Origin of the sequence: Burkholderia sp. NFPP32, from assembly GCF_900119325.1 — a bacterium.
Taxonomy (GTDB): domain Bacteria; phylum Pseudomonadota; class Gammaproteobacteria; order Burkholderiales; family Burkholderiaceae; genus Burkholderia; species Burkholderia pyrrocinia_C.
This window is the reverse complement of record NZ_FPJP01000019.1, coordinates 35623-56355: the sequence shown is the minus strand read 5'-3', so window position 1 is coordinate 56355 and position 20733 is coordinate 35623. Positions and strand designations below refer to the sequence as shown.

Genomic DNA, 20733 nt, shown 5'->3' with positions numbered 1-20733 from the left:
GTGTCGCACCGCATGATACCGGCAGCTTCCGTGCCCCAAAAGCAACGCGCCGCCCAACGGGCGGCGCAGATACGGCATCGTGACGTGCAGGAGACGGATTACTGCCGCGTCTCCGACTGCGCGGCGTTCGGGCACGCCGGGTCCTTGCCCCAGTGGCCGTCGCAGACGCGCCAGCGGCACAACTGATCCTCGAAGAAGCCGCGCTCCGAACACTCCTTCACACGCGCCCCAAGCGAACCGGTCGCCGCCGCCGTCTTGGTCGGCACGGCCTGCGCCTTCTGCGCGGCGAGTTTCTTGTCGGCCGGCTTCGTGCGCGCGACGAGCGCCGCGAGCAGATCGGCATCCGGATCGTCCTTCCCGGCCGCCTTCGCACTCGCGGTACGCGTGGACGCCGCATCGCGGCGCTTCTTCGCCTGCACGAGCTCGGCTTCCTGTTCCTTGCGATGCTTGCGGGCTTCGGCCTTCGTCTCGGCCTTCGTGTTGGCCTTGCCCTGCGCGGCGACCTTCGTGCTCTTCGCGGCGTCGGCCTTCGCGGTTTTCGTCGTCGCAGCCGCGGCGGCCGTGGCGGCTGCGGCAGCGCCGGCCGTGGCTGCGCCCGATGCGTCGTCGGCGCCATCGGCAAGCGCGCGCGACAGGCGGCTGTTGTCCGCACCGGACGCGGACGATGCGGATGCAACGGTCCGGGAAGCCGAATCGTCGTTGACGATCGTGGCCGGCTGCGCGGCGGACGCGCCATTCTGCGCGACCTGCGCGGCGGCACCGCTGGCCGGTGCGGCCTTCGCAGATTCGGCCGCTGCAGGCGCGGCGGCAGCCGTGACAGCGACGGCCTGCTCGCCCGAATGCTGCTGCATGCGCCATGCGCCCCAGCCGCCGACGGCAACCACCAATGCGACGACGGCCGCGATCGGCGCCTTCAGCGAACGGCGCGCCGGTTCGGCGGGCGGCGTGACACGCCCTTCCAGATTCGCGAGAATGCGAGACTGCTGAGCTCCTCCGTTGCCTTCCGGTTTAGTATCGGACAGCAGGCTGGGTGGAGTTTTCGAATTTGAATTTTCCGGCGCACTCATTCAGCGTCTCATTGAATCCTGGTTTAATTCACCGCGATAATATAGCCCGGCCTCTCAAAGCAGCCTGATTCTAAGAGCAAGCATTGCAAAACACAATCAATTCCAATTTCCGGGGATTTCGTTGATTGCCGTCGCACTCGTCGCCTATTTCGCCCTTGCCGTCGCGGTTGCGGCACTGTTGCTTTTACCGGGTATCCGCGCGACGGTTTTCGAATCCGTCGCCCAGTTTCACGGCCGTCTTACGCGCCGTGCGAACGATCGCGCCGCGCGTACGCGGAGTCAGATTGTTAAATCGGCAAGCGCTACGCGCGGCGCATTAAACGATGTGCAAAATTTACTGGTTCGGCGGCGCTTGATGATTACGGTATCGGCAGGTATTCTTGCGACGCCGCCATTGGTCGCCATTGCGTTACGCGGCCGGCAATTGTTCCAGTACGACGACACGGCGCGCGTGCCCGACGAGAAGATCGCCGCGCTGCTGCAGGGCGAACAGCTCGTGCCGCCTCCGCCGCTGCCGCCGGAAGTCTTCGCCACCCGGGAAGTCGAACAGGTGCGCCCGGCGCTGAAGGATGCGAGCCGCGACTGGAACCTGCTGGACCCGGATTTCCGTACGCGTTTGCTGCTGGTCTACAAGATCATGCACGAACAATATGGTTATGAAATGGCGCTGCTGGAAGGTTACCGGAGCCCGGAACGGCAAAACCGGCTGGCGCAGATGGGCAGCAACGTGACCAATGCGGCCGCCTTCCAGAGTTATCACCAATTCGGGCTGGCGGCCGACAACGCATTCCTGCGCGACGGCAAGCTGGTCATTTCCGAGAAAGATCCGTGGGCGATGCGCGGCTACCAGTTGTACGGCCAGGTCGCCGAGCAGGTCGGCCTGACCTGGGGGGGCCGCTGGAAAATGATGGATCTCGGGCACGTGGAATACCATAAACCCGGTTTTAAACTGGGACGCGGCAGCTAGCCAGGGCTGCCGGACAAGAAATAATGAGGGCGGCATGGGGCTTTTTAATCATCCGGCAGGAAACGATTCGGGCGGCGCAATCGATCGGGCATTCCGGTGCGCGATTTTTTGCGGCCGCCGCATCCGTTTTAAATCTCACAGCGTCCTTTCATTAATGCGCGCGCCTTCTCCGATGCCGCGGGCGCATTGATGCCAGCCCCCTTCATCCCGTTTGACAGCATGGCGACACATCGCGGCGCCACCCTTGCCGCTCGGCGCGCCTGCGTCGCCTCACCGAATCGCACCGGAACCTGAACGTCCTATGCAACGCATCCTCAACGTGCTGACTCATCCGCGTACGCTCTCGATCGTCGGGATCGTCGCGCTAGCGGCCATCCTCTTCATCGTTGCCGACATGCTGCAGCTGCCGCTCCTGTGGGCGGCGATCGCCTTCGCGGCGATCCTCGCGCTGTGGCTCGTCGTCGCGCTGTGGCGCCGCTGGCGCGTGAAGCGCGCGAACCAGCAGCTCGGCCAGGTGCTGGAAGAGCAGGCGGAAACCGGCAAGATCGCCGCACCCGCCGCCGCCGCGCTCGCGCCCGACGCGAAGACGGCCGACCTCGACGTGCTGCGCATGCGCCTGTCGGACGCGGTGAAGACGATCAAGACGTCGAAGATCGGCCAGGTCTCGGGCGGCTCCGCGCTGTACGAACTGCCGTGGTACATCGTGATCGGCAACCCGGCCGCGGGCAAGAGCAGCGCCGTGCTCAATTCCGGCCTGCAGTTCCCGTTCGCGGACAAGAACAGCGCCGTGATCCACGGCATCGGCGGTACACGCAACTGCGACTGGTTCTTCACGACCGAAGGGATCCTGCTCGACACGGCAGGCCGCTATTCGGTGCACGAGGAAGACCGCAGCGAGTGGCTCGGCTTCCTCGGCCTGCTCAAGCGCTATCGCCCGAAGGCGCCGATCAACGGCATCATCGTCACCGCGAGCATCGCCGAACTCACCGGCAACCGCCCCGAATTCGCGATCAACCTCGCGAAAAACCTTCGCCAGCGCGTTCAGGAGCTGACGGAAAAGCTCGAGGTGTTCGCGCCGGTCTACGTGATGTTCACGAAGGCCGACCTGATCACCGGCTTCACCGAATTCTTCAGCAGCAGCGACAAGCACGAGTACGACCGCGTGTGGGGCGCCACGCTGCCCTACGAGCCCGACGACAAGCGCGACGTCGTCGCGCAGTTCGACACGCACTTCGAGGAACTCTACGAAGGGCTGAAGGAGATCAGCGTCGCGCAGCTGTCGCTGTCGCGCGGCAACCAGCTGTCGCCGGGCCAGTTGAGCTTCCCGCTCGAATTCTCGACGATCAAGCCGTCGCTGCGCGCGTTCCTCGCGACGCTGTTCGAGAACAACCCGTTCCAGTACAAGCCGATTTTCCGCGGCTTCTACTTCACCAGCGCGCTGCAGGAAGGCGAAACCAACAGCGCGGCCGCGCAGCGCATCGCGCACCGCTTCGGCCTCGACGCGACCGCGCTGCCGAAGCCGCACAGCGCGTTCTCGAAGAACGGCTTCTTCCTGCGCGACCTGTTCTCGAAGGTGATCTTCGCGGACCGCCAGACAGTGCGCCAGTTCGCCAGCCCGACCAAGACGCGGCTGCGCTACGCGACCTTCTTCGGCTTCGTCGCGGCGCTCGCACTCGCGCTCGGCGGCTGGACCTGGTCGACGATCGGCAACCAGCAGCTCGTCTCGAACGTGCAGGCCGACCTCGACAACGTCACGCGCCTGCAGCAGGGTCGCAACGACCTGCAGTCGCGCCTGCAGGCGATGGACATCCTCGAAGACCGGATCGAGCAGCTCGAGCAGTTCCGCCGCGACAAACCGCTGTCGGTGTCGCTCGGCCTGTACCAGGGAGACCGTCTCGAGCAGCACCTGCTGACCGAGTACTACAACGGCGTGCGCCAGATCCTGCTGGCCCCCGTGTCGCAGAACCTCGCGTCGTTCATGAAGGACGTGAACGCGCATCCCGAGCAGCTCGTGCCGATGACCCGCCCGCCCGAATCGGGCGCCGTGCAGGGCGGCACGATGCCGGTCTCGACGAACCCGGCAGGCGCCGCACCGCAGGCCGGTGCCGCACCGGCCGCGTCCGGCACCGCGCCGGCCGCCGCGCCGCAACAGCCGGCCGCGCCGCAGGGCGGCCTCTACAGCGACGCGTCGCCGACCAACGTGCAGGACGCGTACAACGCGCTCAAGACGTACCTGATGCTGTCCGACAAGCGCCACGTCGAGCAGGCGCACCTGACCGACCAGCTCGCCCGCTTCTGGCGCGGCTGGCTCGAGACGAATCGCGGCAACATGCCGCGTGACGAGATGATCAAGAGCGCGGAGCGCATGATCTCGTTCTACCTCGCCCGCGTGAACGACAACGACTGGCCGATGATCGACGCGAACCTCGCGCTCGTCGACCAGACCCGCGAGAACCTGCGCCGCGTGGTGCGCGGGATGCCGGCCCGCCAGCGCGTCTACGAGGAAATCAAGGCGCGCGCATCGACCCGCTTCGCGCCGATGACCATCGCGCGCATCGTCGGCGACGGCAACCAGGGGCTGGTGGCCGGCAGCTACGCGATTCCGGGCACGTTCACGCGCGAAGCGTGGTTCGACTACGTGCAGCCGGCGATCCGCGACGCGGCGACCAAGGAACTGCAGGCGAAGGACTGGGTGCTGAACACGTCGACGCAGGACGACCTGACGCTCGAGGGCAGCCCCGAGCAGATCCAGAAGACGCTGGTCGGCATGTACAAGACCGAGTACGCGCAGCACTGGCAGAAGTTCATGCAGGGCATCGCGGTGCAGGGCTTCAGCAGCTTCGGCCAGGCCGTCGACGGGATGAACCGCCTCGGCGACCCTCAGGATTCGCCGATCCGCAAGATCCTCGAGACCGCGTACGACCAGACGTCGTGGGACAACCCGTCGCTCGCGAACGTGACGATCAAGAAGGCGCAGACGGGCGTCGTGAACTGGGTCAAGCAACTGTTCTCGCGCTCGCAGGCCGGCCAGGTGGCGGCCGCCAACATCGACATCAATGGCAATCCGGCCGAGGTGCCGATGGGTCCGGTCGGCCAGGAGTTCATCGGCCTCGCGCGGATCGTCGCGACGCATGACGGCACGTCGATGCTCAAGGGCTACATGGATTCGCTGTCGAAGGTCCGGACCCGCTTCAACGTGATCAAGAACCAGGGCGACCCGGGCCCCGGCGCGCGCCAGCTGATGCAGCAGACGCTCGACGGCAACGGTTCGGAACTCGCCGAGTCGCTGAAGCTCGTCGACGAGCAGATGCTGACGGGCCTCACCGATTCGCAACGCAAGTCGCTGCGTCCGCTGCTCGTGCGGCCGCTGATGCAGGCGTTCGCGGTCGTGATCCAGCCGGCCAGCGCTGAAGTCAACAAGGTGTGGAACGCGCAGGTCTACCAGCCGTTCCAGAACTCGCTCGCGACGAAGTACCCGTTCGCGGCCAACGCGAAGGTCGAGGCCGGTGCCGGCGAGATCGCGCAGGTGTTCGGCCCGGACGGCTCGATCGCGAAGTTCGTCGGCACGACGCTCGGGCCGCTCGCGGTGCGCCGCGGCGACACGCTCGCCGCCCGCACGTGGGGCGACATGGGCATCGGGCTCACGCCGGACTTCACGAACGGCTTCGCGCGCTGGGTCGCACCGCTCGCGGGCGGGGCGGCAGGCGGCGCGGCCGCGGCGTCCGAGCCGCAGACGGTGTTCCAGATCCTGCCGCAGCCGAGCACGGGCACGACGGAATACACGATCGCGATCGACGGGCAGCAACTGCGCTACCGCAACACGCCGCCGCAGTGGACCAACTTCGTGTGGCCGAACCCGCAGGGCTCGCCGGGCGCGACGCTGTCCGCGACGACCTTCGACGGCCGCACGGTGCAGCTCGTCAACGAGCCGGGCCGCTACGGCCTCGAGAAGCTGATCAACTCGGCGCAGCGCAAGCGCCGTCCGGACGGCACCTTCGACCTGACGTGGGTACAGGGCAGCGTGAACGTGTCGGTGACGATGCGCATCATCAGCACGTCGCAACCGACGGGTGGCGGCGGCGACCAGCCGCAGCAGCAGAGCCTGCGCGGCCTGCAACTGCCGTCGTCGGTCGCCGACGCGAGCGCGGGCGCCGCGCAGAACGCGACCCAGTCCGGCACGGGCACGCCGGGCACAGCGCCGGCCATCGCGGCCGCCAACGCAACGAATGCACAGGGGGCGCAATGACGCAAACCGTACAGGCGCAAATCGCCTACTTCGGCAAGATTCCGTCGCGCGGCGACTTCGTGAAGAGCCCGCACAATCCGCAGTTGCTGCAGACGCTCGATCGCTGGATCGCGCAGGCGCTCGAACTGCTCGCGGAAGATCCGCGCTGGAAGCTCGTCTACGAGGATGCGAAGCCGATGCATTTCGCGTTCCTCGGCTCGCGCAGCAAGCTCGCGATCGCGGGCCACATGGTCGCGAGCCACGACGTGTCGATGCGCCGCTTCCCGTTCCTCGGTGCAACCGCGCTCGAGGTCGACCGGCCGCTCGCGTTCCTCGCGCGCAGCCCGCTCGCGTTCGCGCGGCTGTGGTCGCGCGTCGCCACGCAGATCCCGCCGCTGCTCGGCAAGGAAGAGCCGCCCGGCGCGCTGCAGGCGCTCGGCGACACGCAGGTGCCGATCGACGTCGGCGGCCCCGGCACGTCGCATGACGGCACCTTCAACGATTTCGTCGAACACCAGTCGCTGTACGGCCTGCAGCAGATGCTGCTCGAAAGCGGCCACCCCGTGCGGCTGCGCGGCGCGATGCTCGCGCTCGGCTCGCTGCTGCGGCCGGTGATGCAAAGCGGCTCGTCGCACATCGAGCGCGGCCTCACGCTGCCGCTGCCGGTCGATCCGTTCTACCGCAGCCTCGTCGCCGCGTTCTGGCTCGAACTGATCGCGCCGTTCGTCGCGCAGGCCGACTTCGAGCTCGCGATCTTCATCGGCTCGATCGCCGAACGCGAACGCCTGATCATCGGCTTCAACGGCGCGTCGGCGAAGACACTGCTGAGCGTTGTCGATCCGCAGACCTACGCCGCCCACAACATCGACATCGACGATCCCGAGTGGATCGACGCCCATGCGCAAAACGATCACCAGATCAGCAAGCTCGTCAGCTACCTCGACCAACCGCAACTCTCGCTGCGCGTCGCCATCGACGCGTTCCGCGAAGCGTTCATCGGAGGCTGACGGGATGCATCGCACGATTCACGCCCGGCGCCCGCGGCTCTCGCCCGCCCGCTCCACCCTCCTTGCTCTTTTCGCCGCCGGCCTCGTTGCCAGCGGCGCAGCCTTCGCGCAGAACACCGGCGCGACCGTCACGCCGGTCGGCAACGGCTCGGTCGCGACGACCGCGCTGCCGTCGTCGAACACGCCCCCCGGCGCCGCGCCTGCGACCGCGTCCGGCACGGTGGTGCACGGCACGGCCGGCACGATCACGCCGCCGCCCGCGAACGCGGCGCCCGGCCAGGTCGTCGTCGGCGGCAAGGTGCCCGACGAGGCGACCAAGGCCGCCGTGCTGCAGAAGCTGCGCGATACCTACGGCGCGACGAACGTCGTCGACCAGATCGAGGTCGGCGACGTCGCGACGCCGCCGAACTGGAGCGCGAACGTGCAGAAGCTGCTCGGCACGCAGCTCAAGCAGATCAGCAAGGGGCAGTTGAAGATCAACGGCACGCAGATCGAGATGAAGGGCGAGGTGCACAACGAGGCGCAGCGCCAGCAGCTCGCGAGCGACATGGCGAACACGCTGAACCCGACCTACACGATCAAGAACGGGCTGCGCGTGTCGGCGTCCGAGCAAGGCGTGCTCGACCAGACGCTCGCGAACCGGACGATCGAGTTCGAGACCGGCAGCGCGACGCTGACGCCGCAGGGCAGGCTGATCCTCGACCAGATGGCGGCCGCGCTCGCGAAGATGCAGAACCGCACGGTCGACATCATCGGCCACACCGACAACTCGGGGAACCGGACGTCGAACATCGCGCTGAGCCAGGCGCGCGCGGACGCGGTGAAGGGTTACCTGATCACGAAGAGCATCCCGCCGCAGCAGATGACGACGACGGGCGTCGGGCCGGATCAGCCGATCGCGCCGAACGATACGGCGGATGGAAGGGCGAGGAATCGGAGGATCGAGTTCCGGGTGGGGCAGTAAGCGCGCGCATTGCCACCGCGCGGGCCGGTGTTCGCCTTGCTTCGGCGAATGCGGTCGGCGCGGTGCGTCGACAGGCATGTCTCCACTCAGGCCTTCACACCCTTTCTGACGGAAGACGCGTCCTGGCGGGCTACCGCTCGTCCGCTCAGGACCTCTCGTGGATGTCCTCTAGTCGACGCGGTATGCCAGTCATCAGCAGGCTACCTTGACGATAACGGCGACGAAAAACTGCGAACATGCGTACAGCAGTACCGTCGAGAACAACAGCAAATCCGCCAACACCGGCCCCAGATTCGCTCTGAAAATCGCGCGGTATCTGTCGGGTATGGCGCTTCACTCCGTCGTTTCAGTTGGTTACTACGAGTCGATTTTCGTCATGCGCTTTCAGGATGTGCTGGCGCCACATAAATCGCAAATCGGTAGATCGTGACCTGACGCCGGCGCGTGTAAGGAGACAGCCGGCGGATGGTTGCTTCTAGCGCGTCGAATGGTATCAAGTCGAGGCCGCACCAACTGCGTAACGCGTATCAGAATCATCGAACACGCCGACGGCAAGTCGTGGCGTCTCCTTGCATGCACTGCCCAAGTCCCATCATTTCGCTGCGAGCAGACGCATATTCACGCACCAAGAATGACTTTTTTCCCAGTCTTTTTTTCAAGCTTCAACGGCAAATACACTCGAAAAAAAAGCGATTTTACGTAAAAATTCCCGATAATCGAAACGGACATTGGAAACGCGACGAGCGACAAAACAATGCATATCACTTGAGGGCCAACGTTATCGTTAAAAATGTGATTCGCACTCAACCCAAACGCCGCGGCAAAAGGCGCCAAATACCCGACCACCGACAACACCGACCCTTTCAATGGATTTCTTGACGTCAATTGGTCGATGTATCCGACACGTGAACTACGAAAAATAAAATTATTGCCATCGTCGCGATAAATCGTACTCAAAACCGCCTCCTTCTTTGCGGCGCGACGAAAATCCGAAAGAACCATGAAGGCATGTCGCCCAATAATGCCGAAGCAAATCACAACCACCGAAGCCTTCAAAACAACGGGCACCGGGATATACAACATGTAAAACAACCAAATCAATGCAATCATCAACCACGGAACCAGCGCCAACATAGAGACAACGCCTTCAACCCAGAGTCTGCGTGACCGCCGATTTATCACATAATGAAAAAGCAACACAGCCGACACAAAAACCTGGACAACCAGCATCAGCTTCCACAAAAAATCCGCCATCACACCCAATTGCGAGAATACATAATACATACCAGCCACTAGCAAACCAAACACCAATTCAATCGCAGCCAGTTTTCCATGCAAATCTATCGGCGAACCATCATCAATATCAGACTGAATTGCCATCAATTTTCAATCCAAAAAAAATCACATTAAAGTATGTCTTTACGGGACCATAATCCACTTTGACCCAGAATAATAATCACCATAATCCTTAGGTAATTTCTCTTCAAGTACTTTTCCCGCCTTCTGTATCATAGCCTCCATTTCATTCGCTATATATTTTGGATTGTGAAACAGAAGTTTTACGAACTTTTTCCCGCTAGCATCAAACAAATAATCAACAAGCAGCCCAACGCCCACAATCAAAACAAAGCCACCTATCGCCAAAGCACCGACCGTCACCCCTGTCGCCGCGGCCGCAGTCACCACCGCCGCGTTAACAAGACTTATTGCCGCGCCAACCACCGCCGCCTTGAAAGCATCCACCAGCAATATTGCGATTAAATCACGAAAATCCTGAGCCGGATCCGAAAACCAGACAAATGTGTCTATCCCGGCGCCGATAAAAAATGCAATCAGTGAGTTTCCGGCAAAGGATCCCTTGGCCGCGTTCCATGCCGCTGCCCCGGCAGATGACAGTGACCCTGCCCCTCCGGCTATCGTCGCCAGCTTGGTGCCAGCCTGCACCTCTCGTTGATAGCCGACCAATAGAAATCCCAGAGTCTTCCAGTCCTCCGGGACGGTGGAGAACGCGAGCACCGTCTCGCCACCACGCTTAATCAGATAAAACGATCTTTTAAAAAAATCCCTCGCCCAGGGTTCATTGCCATACCAAGCATCCTTGATGTACATGCCGATATTTCCAGCCTGCATAAGCAGCCAGTTTCTCGATATAACATCATGAGGATTGGGCTTAAACTCGTAAGGTTTGTCACCTTCTTTAAAAAACTTAAGCACCCAATTAGGCTCCTCCAGCCCAACATTCCGCCTCACACTAAACATGTGAACGGAGTAGTTTATTTCCCGGCCATCCCTGGAGAAATTTAATGCCTCATTAGAATAAATATTGGCAACTCCCGCTGTCGACCTTTTTGAGTGGAACGGGCTATCGCTCAGCTGGCTAGACGAATCACCTTTGGATTGTGCCTGACGAGCCCGATCCAGAGCCGACATTAGAGACGGCGACGGAGGAGTACTGCCTAGCACTCCAACTTCCGAAATCCGGATTAAATCCTTCGCCCACTCTTTGTCGTTGTGGAGTGTAATCAGAACCGGCGCCGGCTTATCCTTCGGATCGTCCGTACAACCCTTTGTACAGTCCATCTTGGCAATCGGATAGTGCCCAAGCACCTTTTCGCCCTGCTTGAGAATCAGACTACCCTCGAAAGTACGGCCGATCCAGATGTGGCACGGCTCCCCATCCTTGAAGGTTGTCTTGCCGACATTCACCTTCCGCTTCGTGTCATAAAAGCGCCCGTTGGGTTTATCGGGGTGTGTCGTGGTGACGGTATAGGTCGCGCCGGCGTGAAGCTTGATGTCGAATACAACGTCCCGATGCTTGCGCAACAGCACCGTCAGTTCCGTCTCGGCTCTGCAGTTGACCGGTTCTCCCGGCAGATCGATACAAACGTTATGTTGAACAAGAGGCCTACCCATTTCACTCTCCCGTCCGTTTGACCTGGCTGGCCACGAACTCGTCAAAATCGATGTTCTTCAACTCCGCCCGGCCTTCCGTATCGAGCGCAACGCTATGCTCGGTCCCGTCCTCGGTCGCGAACCTGATCGGCTCCCCGTGCGGCACGTTCCCGTCGGCGTCGACATAGCGAATCCGCATGTCCGCCTTGCGGCCTTCCGTCTTGAACGTCTTGTGCATGCTCGTCGGCCCGCTGAACGCGTGCTGCCCGCCCTTTACGTCGATCTTCCCCGGCGCGTGGATCTCGATATTGCCGTCCTTGATCCGGACGTACGCGCCGCCCGACGTCAGCAGGATTTCCTGCTTCGCGACACCTTCGATCGATGCAGTCGCCGACACCACCTTGACAGCCTTCTGCGCGGTCATCTCGACGTTGTCGTTCTGCGCCTGGATCTCGACCGGGCCTTTGCCGGCAAAAAGCTTCATGCCCGCGTTCTGCACAAACAGGCTGAGCTTCTCCTTGACGCTCGCCACCAGCGACTTGCCGCTTGCGAGATGCGTGCTTTGACCGCTGACAAGATTGACGTGCCGGTCCGCAGCCAGGTGCGTGCTCTGCTGCGACGCCATCCCGATCCCCGCGGGGCTCGCGAACAGCATCACCGGTTCCTTGAACGCATTCGCACTCCCCGTCCCGCCGCCGGCGGTCCTACCGCCCGACGACGCACCCGCCACACTGTTCTTCGTCGCGTCGGTGAATTGCTTCAGCGCATCGTGCCCGGTACCGAGGCTTTCGGCCTGATGCATTTCACTGACCTGCGACATCGACTCGAGCAGCCCGTCGGCATTGGCGAGCTGCTGCTGCGCTTCGCTCACATCGAGCGGCTGGCTGTTCGCCTGCTTAGGGTGCGTCGTGACATACAGCCCTTGTGCCGCACGCACCGCACCGTAAGCATCCGTGCGCAGATCGAAACCCGAACCGAGATACGCGCCGCGCGTGTTGCCGCTCTGTTCGATCAGATAGCCGAGATGCAGCAGCGAATTCGCGCTGCTGCTGAACAGGCGCGCACGGTTCTGCCCGGTCGCATCGTCGAGCACCATCTCGTTGTGACCCGATCCCGCATACTCCTTCGACCGGAACCCCGACAGGATCCCGTCGCTATGCCACTGCGGCTTGGCGGCACCGTTGTAGACGCGATGCATCACGATCGGCCGGTCGCAATCCCCGCCGATGTAGCCGATCATCACTTCCTCGCCGATCCGCGGAATATGAACGCCACCATAACCGCCGCCGGTATCCGACTGCACGACGCGCATCCAGCACGACGCGTTTTCGCGACCGGCGCTCTGCTGATCCCAGACGAACATGACCTTGATCCGGTTCAGTTCGTCCGTGTACACCTCCTCGCCTTTCGGCCCGACGACGACGGCCGTTTCGAGCTGCATCGCGGGTTTCCGGTGCTCGAACGGGCTGCGATACGGCACGGCCGCGCGCTGCGCTTCGACTTCGACGAGATAGAACCCGGCCGAACCGTCGTCATGCCCGACTTCGAATGCGCCCGCCTCACCGTGGCCGACTTTCACCCGTGCCAGCCGATCCTGCAGGCTGTGCGGAAAATTCGCTTCGTGGTCCGAGATCGGCAGGTTGTTCTCGATGTACCGCGACACCTTCAATGCCGCGAATTCCCTGTCTTGCGCCGCATCGCGGTCGTGCTCGGGGTGATCCGCCAGCGTGAAGCGCCGCCCGGCGTCGATCCCGCGCACGCCGCCCACGCCGAAGAAGCGCTTCGCGCGCGACTCCCATTCCTCCAGGCGGATCTTCGACAGATGTTCGCCCCGGTCCTGGCCCGCATACGTATACGCGCCGGTGTACTCGTAGATTTCCGTCTGGTTCGGCAGATCGCCCTGGCCGGCCTTCGTCGGCAACGTCGTGCCGTTCGGATTGGCCGCCGAGGACGGCGACTTGTAATCGAACGTGCGTGTGGTGTGCAGCGAACTCTGCAAGGTCCGCGACGCGGCCCATTGCGTGAAACCGGCGGTTTCGCTACCCGTTCCCGAGCGGTCGAACCTGACAAGATTCGGCGACAGTTCGTCGGCCGCGTGCAGGTCGTCGGTAATGACGAGCGTGTGCGCGCTGCCGTCCTCGCCATGCCGCCAGAAACCGAACAGCCCTTCGTCTTCCATCAGGCGATGCACGAAGTTCCAGTCGGTTTCGCTCTGTCGACAGTAGGACCGCGACGGCAGCGGCTTCGACAGCGCGAACTGATACCGCCCCTTGGCCTGCGGATGCGTATCGAACACGTCGCCAAGGATCGTGTCGACGCTCTGGTCCTGCCAGTACCGCATGTCGCTGCGGAACTTGAGGAAGTGCATCCATGACGAGAAAGTCAGCTGGTAGCTCGACAGGCTGCCGTCCGCGCCGAGCCTGCGCGCCGTATGGATATAGCCGTTGATCGGGAGGTACGACTGGTTCGCCTGCTGGATCCACAGCGTCATCGGCTTCGCGATCAGCGTCTTGAGCTCGATGTCGCTCGCGGTGGAAACGAGATCGAGCGTGACGCTGAAATCGCGCCCCAGTTCGGAATGGGTCACGGCCCGACGCGGCACGAGTGCATTGTTCGGCAACGACGGAATGTCCGTCTTCAACAGACGATCCTGCTGAATCAGGCCACCGCGAATCGCCTGTGCGAGTTCGGTCACGTTCATGCGTCATCCATCTTGTTGTTACCGCGATCCCGCGTGGGCCTGCGCTCTCAGGAAACAGCCTTTCTCTCACGGCACCTCGGACACCCCCGAGTAACCTTGGCCCGACACGGTCATTACGACTGCTCGTCCGGCCGCACGCCCAGCAGTTCGCGAATATGCGACAACGAGCCGTCGTCCTTCACGACGCTCTCGAGCCACTTGTGCAGCGGCATGTCTGCCCATTCGGCCGCCTTGTCGGCGAGATACGCGACCGGGCTGTGCGGCTCGGTCTGGCGGAAATAACGCGCCACCGCACGCAACTGGTCGACGGCCTGCGCACGGTTCTGGATGCCGGCGATCATCTGCGTCACCGGAGGACGCGGAGCGGTCTGCGACTGCACGTGGGTCTCCTCGGTCTGGATCGAATTGCCGAACACCGGCTCGATGCGCTCGGGCTGCGCCTGCTGCGCCGCTTGCGTGTGCGGCGCGCTGCCCGTATAGCCCTGCTCGCGCGCGAAGCGCTCGGCGAGCCGGTACACGGTCTCGAACGCGTCGCGCGCCTGCCGGAAGCTCGGCGCCGAATCGCCCGCGCGCTCGACGAGCCGCTCCTCGAACGCATCGAGCGCGAATTCGAACGCCTTCAGGTTCGCCAGCAGCGCCGTGTAGAACGCGATCGGCGTCACGCGCCGCGACGCATCGATCTGGTCGATCGACGGCTTGCCGCGCGCGATGTCGTCCGCGTGTTCGGGGTCGCGCTTGATGGACTGCGCGACGTGCTGTGCCACTTCCCAGTCGAGCGTGCTGAACGCGTTCGACGCGCCGTCCGTCAGCGGCACCGCGCGCAGCAGCTCGGCCGTGCGGCCGGCCAGCCACGCGACGTTGCCGAGCCGGTACTCGGTGTCGTCGCCTTCGGGCAGCGGGTGCACGCTGTCCCAGAACTCGCGGCACAGGCCCTCGAGCAGCGCATAGCCTTCGGTGAGGCCGGTGATGCCGTCCTCGAGCGCGAGCGCCTCGGTCAGCCATACGGCGAGCCGCAGGTCCTTCGTGCGCGCGCGCAGCAGCTCGCCCGCATGGTCGACGACGAAGCCCCAGTCGGCCTCCTTGATCTCGGTCACCCATTCGCCCTGGTCGAGCGTCGGATCGTCGTAGCGCCGCGCGTCCTGGATCGCGTCGAATTCGTTCGAAAACAGCAGGTCGTCGCCGCTGGGCGACGCGTCGCTGATCGGCGTCAGCAGCTCGGGGAGATTGATCGGCATGGTTCAGTGAATCCGTTGATGCATCAGATGTCGCGCGCGCGGGCTCATTCGACCGCTCATTCGACCGTATAGGCGAATTCGCCGGCCTCGTCCGCACGCACCGCGATGCGCGCGATGGCCTCGCCGTCGGCGATCCGGCCAAGCACGTGGCCCGCGATCTCCGGCAGCAGCGTGCCGTTCAGGATATGGTCGACATTGCGGGCGCCCGAATCGACCTCGGTGCAGCGCGCGAGCACCGCATCGACGAGCGACTCGTCCCATTCGAACGCGGCCTTGTGGTTCGCGTCGATCCGGCGGCGGATCCGCTCGAGCTTCAGCTCGATGATCTCGGCCAGCACGTCGTCGGAAATCGGATAGTACGGCACGACCTTCATCCGGCCGAGGAACGCGGGCTTGAAGGTCTTGTATAGCTGCGGGCGCAGCGTCTCGGCGAGCGCGTCCGGATCGGGCAGCTCCTCGGCCGGCTTGTTCAGGCACGCCGCCATCACCGCGGACGAACCGACGTTCGACGTCAGGATGATCAGCGTGTTGCGGAAGTCGATCTCGCGCCCTTCCGCGTCGTCCATCGTGCCCTTGTCGAACACCTGGAAGAACATCTCGAGCACGTCGGGGTGCGCCTTCTCGACCTCGTCGAGCAGCACGACGGAATACGGGTTGCGGCGCACGGCCTCGGTCAGCACGCCGCCTTCGCCGTAACCGACATAGCCGGGCGGCGAGCCCTTCAGGCCCGACACGCTGTGCGCTTCCTGGTATTCGCTCATGTTGATCGTGACCATCTTGCGCTCGCCGCCGTACAGGATGTCGGCCAGCGCGAGTGCCGTCTCGGTCTTGCCGACGCCCGACGGCCCGACGAACATGAACACGCCGCGCGGCTTGTTCGGATCCTCGAGGTTCGCGGTCGCGGTGCGCACGCGCTGCGCGATCGCGTCGAGCGCGTGGTCCTGGCCGATCACGCGCGCGGTCAGCAGCGGCTGCAGGTTCAGCACGGTGTCGATCTCGTCCTTCACCATCCGGCCGAGCGGAATGCCCGTCCACGCGGCGACGATCTCGGCGACGACGTGGCCGTCGACCTGCAGCGGCACCATCGGCTCGCCGCCCTGCAGCGCGTGCAGCGCCGCGACGCGTTCGGCAAGCTTGTCGCGCGTCGCCTGCACGTCGACCGGCTGGCCGTCCTCGGACGGGCCGCGCGCCTTGTCGAGCGTTTCGCGCAATTCGGTGATCTCGGCGACGATCGCGCGCTCGGCCTCGTAGCGCGCCTCGTCCTTCGCGAGTTGCTCCAGCGCCGTGTCGCGCGCGCTGCGCAGCTCGGCGAGACGCTCGTCGTGCGGCGCGCCGCCTGCTGCCTCGCGTTCCAGCGACGCGATTTCCGCGTCGATCCGCTCGATCCGCTTCTTCGTGTCGTCGATCGCGGCCGGCGTCGCGCTGTGTGCGAGCGCGACCTTCGCGCACGCGGTGTCGAGCACGCTGATCGCCTTGTCGGGAAGCTGGCGGCCGCTGATGTAGCGGTGCGACAGGCGCACGGCCTCGGTGATCGCATCGTCGAGAATCCGCACGTTGAAGTGCTTCTCCATCAGGCCCGACATGCCGCGCAGCATCGCGGCCGCGAGCGGCTCGCCCGGCTCCTCGACCTTCACGACCTGGAAGCGCCGCGCGAGCGCCGCGTCCTTCTCGAAGTACTTCTTGTATTCGCTCCACGTCGTCGCGGCGATCGTGCGCAGCTCGCCGCGCGCAAGCGCCGGCTTCAGCAGGTTCGCCGCGTCGTTCTGGCCGGCCTGGCCGCCCGCGCCGATGATCGTGTGCGCCTCGTCGATGAACAGGATGATCGGATGCGCGCTCTTCTTCACTTCGTCGATCACGCTCTTCAGCCGGTTCTCGAACTCGCCCTTCACGCTCGCGCCGGCCTGCAGCAGCCCCATGTCGAGCACGTGCAGCGCGACGCCGGAGAGCGGCGGCGGCACGTCGTCGGCCGCGATCCGCAGCGCGAGGCCCTCGACGACCGCCGTTTTGCCGACGCCGGCCTCGCCGGTCATGATCGGGTTGTTCTGGCGGCGGCGCATCAGGATGTCGATCGCCTGGCGGATCTCGGCTTCGCGGCCGATCACCGGATCGATCTTGCCGTCGCGCGCGCGTTGCGTGAGGTTGGTCGTGTACGTGTCGAGCGCGGGCGTCTTCGACGGGCCGGCCGCGGGCGCGGCACCGTCGGCGGCCGGCGCCACGCCGCCGTCGTCGGTATCGGCCTGGCGCGGCTCGGCTTCGCTCGACCCTGCCACGATCTCGTCGAACTTGTGCTTCAGGTCCGTCACGTTCACTTCCGCGAACTGCGACGACATCCGCTGCGCGAACTGCGCGAGATCCGGTGCGGTCAGCAGCGCGAGCAGCAGGTGTCCCGAACGGATGCGGCCGAGCTGCGAATCGAGCGATGCGATCAGCCACGCCTGTTCGAACAGCGCGATCAGGTGCACCGAAAACACCGGCGTACGCGTGTTGCCGGTCTTCAGGCGCGTCAGCTCGCGCTCGAGGTCCGCGCGCAGCGCATGCGGATCGACGCGGCTCGCGCGCAGCGCGAGCGGCAGGTCGCCGGCCGGCTCCTCGAGCAACGCGAGGAACAGGTGCTCCAGATCGACCTCGTAGTGGCCGCGCGCCAGGCACGCGCTCGCCGCACGCTCGGCCGCGTGCCGGCACAGCGGGTTCAGTTTCGTGATCAGGGTCTTCAGAGGCGTGCTCATGGCGTCGATCTCAGGTTCGATTGCGTGTTTGTTGTCGTTAGGAATCAGTGAATCACGTGCAGTTCGTAGCGGGCGTCCGAGCGGTCGTCGATCGCGTCGCGCGTGCAGAGGAATGCGTCCCAGCCGAGCCGCGAGCCCGCGCCGAGCACGCTTGCGCCGACCTCGGTGCGCTTGAGCACCAGCTTCACCTCGTATTCGAGCGTGACGCCGGCGAGCAGCGTCAGCATCCGTTCGAGCGCGACGGCCTGCGGGCCGCCGGGCAGGAACGCCTCGTAGTCGCGCTTGGACAGCGGGCCGACGACGATCCGCGCGCGCATGTCGCGCTGCCACACGCGTTCGCCGACGAGCGCCGTCGCGCCGAGCACCGCGTTGACTTCGCCGAGCACGCTCAACTGGTCGGGCGGCACGTCGTACCACTTGCCGACGAACTGGTCGATCTTCACCGGCACGCGGAAATAGTCGGACAGCGTGCGCTGCAGGTACGCGGCCGACATCGGCCGGTGCCGCGCGGCCAGCGCGTAGCCGGCAACGGCTTCGTCGAGCACGCCGCCGGCGCCGGCCGCGAGGCTGTCGCGCACCTCGTCGCTCGGCACGCCCGCGATCGCGAGCAGCAGCGGCAGGTAGCGCTCGTCGCGGTCGAGCTCGTAATGGAACGGCAGCCGGTATTTCTTCCACGCCGCATAGAACAGCGCGGTCGCGCGGTTCGAAAACACGTCGAAGAACGCGCGCGCCGCGTGGTCGCGCTTCAGGTGCTCGCGCGCGACGATCTGCTCGGTGTAGTGCAGCGGCAGCGCGCCCTGCCCGCCGAGCAGCCCGAAGAACGCGGGCGTCAGCTCGACGTGGCCGAGCTCGCCGGCCGCGAGCGCGGCGCCGCGCTGCTCGCCCGAATCGAGCAGCGTGCCGTCGTCGTCAAACGAGCGCGCGCCCTCGATCTCGCTCGGCGGAAAGCCGAGCGACAGCGTGTTGCGAAATTCGATGCGTTGCGCGACCACATCGCCCTGCCGCCATGCGCCGGGGGCATCCGACGCCTGCCGCGCGAACAGCCCTTCGAGCACGCGCACCGCCTGGAAGAATTCGAAGCGGTGCGGCTCGTCGAGCAGCGCGTCGACTACGCCAGGATCGATTCGCCGGTCCGGGGCTTGCATCGGATGATCTCCTCGCCGGTGCGCTTCGACACGACGACTAGTTGAACGAAACTGTTGAGGTGGACGTAAAGCCCGAAGAAGCTGTCGAGCACGCGCACGAACGACGCGAGGCTCGCGCCGACGAAGTGCTCCTCGTCGATCGTCAGGCGGATCTCGATGCCGCGCACGAAGGTCGCGAACGGCTTGCCGGGCAGCCACTGCACCGCGCCGCGCTGCTCGATGCCGGCGAGGCCGTCGATCTGGCGCATCGACACGGCGGTGCGCCGCAGGTCGTACAGCGTCAGCATTTCCTTCAGCGGCGCGAGGCCGTGCGCGACCAGCGACACGTGATTGAGCGCGAGGTGCGACACGAGCCGCCAGTGCGCGGCGCGGCCGCGCTCGAAGCGCACGCTCTGCGTCGGACGGCGCAGCATCGAGATGCCGCTGGTCTGCGCGCCGCCTTCCTGGAACAGGTCGCCGCCTTCGAGCCCGAACGCGAGCATTGCCGGCAGGTCGCGGTTCGTGCAGGTGAGGTCGAGGCTCAGCGTGTCGGTCTGCGGCGACGTCGGCTCGAAGTCGATGTCGACGATCGAGATCTCGGTTTCGTAGCCGGGGCTCTTCTGCGCGACCCAGTCGTTGCGGCGCGCGAACCAGTAGTGACCGATCCGCGCCGCTTCGCCGTGATGCAGCGAATAGAACGGCCGGAACTCGATCACCGATTCTTCATGCGCCTGCTGTCTGACGAGTTTCACCGAGTCGATCGAGTACACCTCGTACGCGAACGCGCGGCGCGCCTCGGCGATCACCGGGTAGGACACCGCGCGGTGCGTGATGCGGATCGGCTCGCCGTGCTGGCGGAACAGGTTGACGATCGGCGTGCAGAACAACCGGAAGTGGCTTGCCGTCAGCAGCTCGAGCAGCCGCGCGACGTGCGAATCGCTGCGCACGTCCTGCAGCACCAGATGCAGCGTCGCGCGCTGGCAGCGGCCCGACGCGCGCGCGATCGCCGCGAGGTCGAAATCGACGAAATCGAACTTGTCGGGGAACGCGAAGTATTCGGTGAGCAGGCGATACGCGGGATGCGATTTCGCCGGGTAATCGATCAGCGCGCCGTCCTCGTCGAAGCCGGCCTGCTCGATCGGCAGCTTGCGCAGCGCGGTCCAGCGGCCGTTGCGTTCGGGCTCGACATACGCGCCGAGCACGTTGACGAACAGGCAGTCGGTCAGCGCGGCGACGAACGACTGCTCGCCGTGCAGATGCGCGCGCAGCGTCGGCACCTTCAGCGCGCCGAGATCGAGCTGCGCGGCGAGCGACTCGAACGTGATCGAGATCACGCCCGTCGCGTTGGACGGCAGCACCGTCGCGCTCGGCGCGAGCGCGACCGGCGTGTAGCGCGCTTCCGAGATGCGGACCGGCGCGAGCGTCACGTCGTAGGCGGTGCGGAACCGGCACTGCACGCCGCGGATCGGGCGGCTCTTCAGCTCGGTGCCGCGGTCGATCACGACCGGTTCGGTCTGCTGGCCGGGCGAAGCCGGCGTGAACTGCGCGATCGAGCACGACGGGAACGGCCGCAGGTAGTGCGGATACAGCACTTCCAGCAGCGCTTCGGTGAATTCGGGGTAGTCGTCGTCGAGCTTCTTGTTGATGCGCGCGCCGAGCAGCGCGAACGACTCGATCATCCGCTCGACGTGCGGATCCTCGCAATGCTCGCCGGACAACGCGAGCCGCGCCGCGATCTTCGGATAGCGTTCGGCGAAATCTCGCGAATAGCGCCGCAAAAACGATAATTCGCGCTCGTAATACGGCAGCAATTCTTCCATCGACG

The 20733-nt window shown here is 64.8% G+C and carries 12 protein-coding genes; 4 read left to right on the top strand and 8 right to left on the bottom strand.

Annotated elements, in window-relative coordinates; genetic code table 11:
• Positions 1-98: 98 nt before the first annotated feature.
• A complete protein-coding gene (locus tag BT264_RS28115) occupies positions 99-1067 on the bottom strand; it encodes a phage tail protein (RefSeq protein WP_072442976.1) in 969 nt (322 codons plus the stop codon).
• 121 nt (positions 1068-1188) lie between these two features.
• Here BT264_RS28115 and BT264_RS28110 point away from each other — a divergent pair, with 121 nt between their 5' ends.
• The 4 genes from BT264_RS28110 to BT264_RS28095 all read left to right on the top strand — a co-directional run bounded on the left by BT264_RS28110 (position 1189) and on the right by BT264_RS28095 (position 8230).
• On the top strand, positions 1189-2034 hold the full coding sequence (locus tag BT264_RS28110) for a M15 family metallopeptidase (RefSeq protein WP_034183689.1): 846 nt from the start codon (positions 1189-1191) through the stop codon (positions 2032-2034).
• 301 nt (positions 2035-2335) lie between these two features.
• Complete coding sequence (tssM, locus tag BT264_RS28105) at positions 2336-6280, top strand: type VI secretion system membrane subunit TssM (RefSeq protein WP_072442974.1); 3945 nt, start codon at positions 2336-2338, stop codon at positions 6278-6280.
• Positions 6277-7266: a type VI secretion system-associated protein TagF gene (tagF, locus tag BT264_RS28100; RefSeq protein ID WP_034183687.1), complete on the top strand. Its 990-nt coding sequence runs from the start codon at positions 6277-6279 to the stop codon at positions 7264-7266. The genes tssM and tagF overlap by 4 nt, the downstream gene beginning before the upstream one ends.
• Positions 7267-7270: 4 nt before the next feature.
• Entirely contained in the window at positions 7271-8230 is a 960-nt protein-coding gene (locus BT264_RS28095; protein ID WP_072442972.1) for an OmpA family protein, read from the top strand.
• A gap of 618 nt (positions 8231-8848) precedes the next feature.
• Here BT264_RS28095 and BT264_RS28090 read toward each other — a convergent pair.
• The 7 genes from BT264_RS28090 to tssF form a co-directional block, all read right to left on the bottom strand.
• The gene (locus tag BT264_RS28090) at positions 8849-9610 is read right to left on the bottom strand and encodes a hypothetical protein (RefSeq protein ID WP_143155774.1); all 762 of its coding nucleotides are present in this window, start codon (positions 9608-9610) and stop codon (positions 8849-8851) included.
• A gap of 39 nt (positions 9611-9649) precedes the next feature.
• Positions 9650-11143 (bottom strand): hypothetical protein, encoded by a 1494-nt coding sequence (locus tag BT264_RS28085; protein WP_072442968.1) that lies wholly within the window; start codon positions 11141-11143, stop codon positions 9650-9652.
• A gap of 1 nt (position 11144) precedes the next feature.
• On the bottom strand, positions 11145-13823 hold the full coding sequence (locus BT264_RS28080) for a type VI secretion system Vgr family protein (protein ID WP_072442966.1): 2679 nt from the start codon (positions 13821-13823) through the stop codon (positions 11145-11147).
• Positions 13824-13936: 113 nt separating this feature from the next.
• The gene (gene tssA / locus BT264_RS28075; RefSeq protein ID WP_072442964.1) at positions 13937-15058 is read right to left on the bottom strand and encodes a type VI secretion system protein TssA; all 1122 of its coding nucleotides are present in this window, start codon (positions 15056-15058) and stop codon (positions 13937-13939) included.
• Between the two features lie 56 nt (positions 15059-15114).
• Positions 15115-17784 (bottom strand): type VI secretion system ATPase TssH, encoded by a 2670-nt coding sequence (gene tssH, locus BT264_RS28070; protein ID WP_072442960.1) that lies wholly within the window; start codon positions 17782-17784, stop codon positions 15115-15117.
• Between the two features lie 44 nt (positions 17785-17828).
• On the bottom strand, positions 17829-18929 hold the full coding sequence (tssG, locus tag BT264_RS28065; RefSeq protein ID WP_072442958.1) for a type VI secretion system baseplate subunit TssG: 1101 nt from the start codon (positions 18927-18929) through the stop codon (positions 17829-17831).
• On the bottom strand, positions 18893-20728 hold the full coding sequence (gene tssF, locus BT264_RS28060) for a type VI secretion system baseplate subunit TssF (protein WP_072442956.1): 1836 nt from the start codon (positions 20726-20728) through the stop codon (positions 18893-18895). Before tssF ends, tssG begins: the two co-directional genes overlap by 37 nt.
• Positions 20729-20733: the final 5 nt, after the last annotated feature.

What these genes read in the sequence shown, in the direction of transcription:
- tssM (WP_072442974.1), top strand. Translation starts at nt 2,336, where the DNA reads ATGCAACGCATCCTCAACGTGCTGACTCATCCGCGTACGCTCTCGATC.
- tssF (WP_072442956.1), bottom strand. Translation starts at nt 20,728, where the DNA reads ATGGAAGAATTGCTGCCGTATTACGAGCGCGAATTATCGTTTTTGCGG.
- tagF (WP_034183687.1), top strand. Translation starts at nt 6,277, where the DNA reads ATGACGCAAACCGTACAGGCGCAAATCGCCTACTTCGGCAAGATTCCG.
- BT264_RS28090 (WP_143155774.1), bottom strand. Translation starts at nt 9,610, where the DNA reads ATGGCAATTCAGTCTGATATTGATGATGGTTCGCCGATAGATTTGCAT.
- BT264_RS28080 (WP_072442966.1), bottom strand. Translation starts at nt 13,823, where the DNA reads ATGAACGTGACCGAACTCGCACAGGCGATTCGCGGTGGCCTGATTCAG.
- BT264_RS28095 (WP_072442972.1), top strand. Translation starts at nt 7,271, where the DNA reads ATGCATCGCACGATTCACGCCCGGCGCCCGCGGCTCTCGCCCGCCCGC.
- tssH (WP_072442960.1), bottom strand. Translation starts at nt 17,784, where the DNA reads ATGAGCACGCCTCTGAAGACCCTGATCACGAAACTGAACCCGCTGTGC.
- tssA (WP_072442964.1), bottom strand. Translation starts at nt 15,058, where the DNA reads ATGCCGATCAATCTCCCCGAGCTGCTGACGCCGATCAGCGACGCGTCG.
- BT264_RS28115 (WP_072442976.1), bottom strand. Translation starts at nt 1,067, where the DNA reads ATGAGTGCGCCGGAAAATTCAAATTCGAAAACTCCACCCAGCCTGCTG.
- BT264_RS28085 (WP_072442968.1), bottom strand. Translation starts at nt 11,143, where the DNA reads ATGGGTAGGCCTCTTGTTCAACATAACGTTTGTATCGATCTGCCGGGA.
- tssG (WP_072442958.1), bottom strand. Translation starts at nt 18,929, where the DNA reads ATGCAAGCCCCGGACCGGCGAATCGATCCTGGCGTAGTCGACGCGCTG.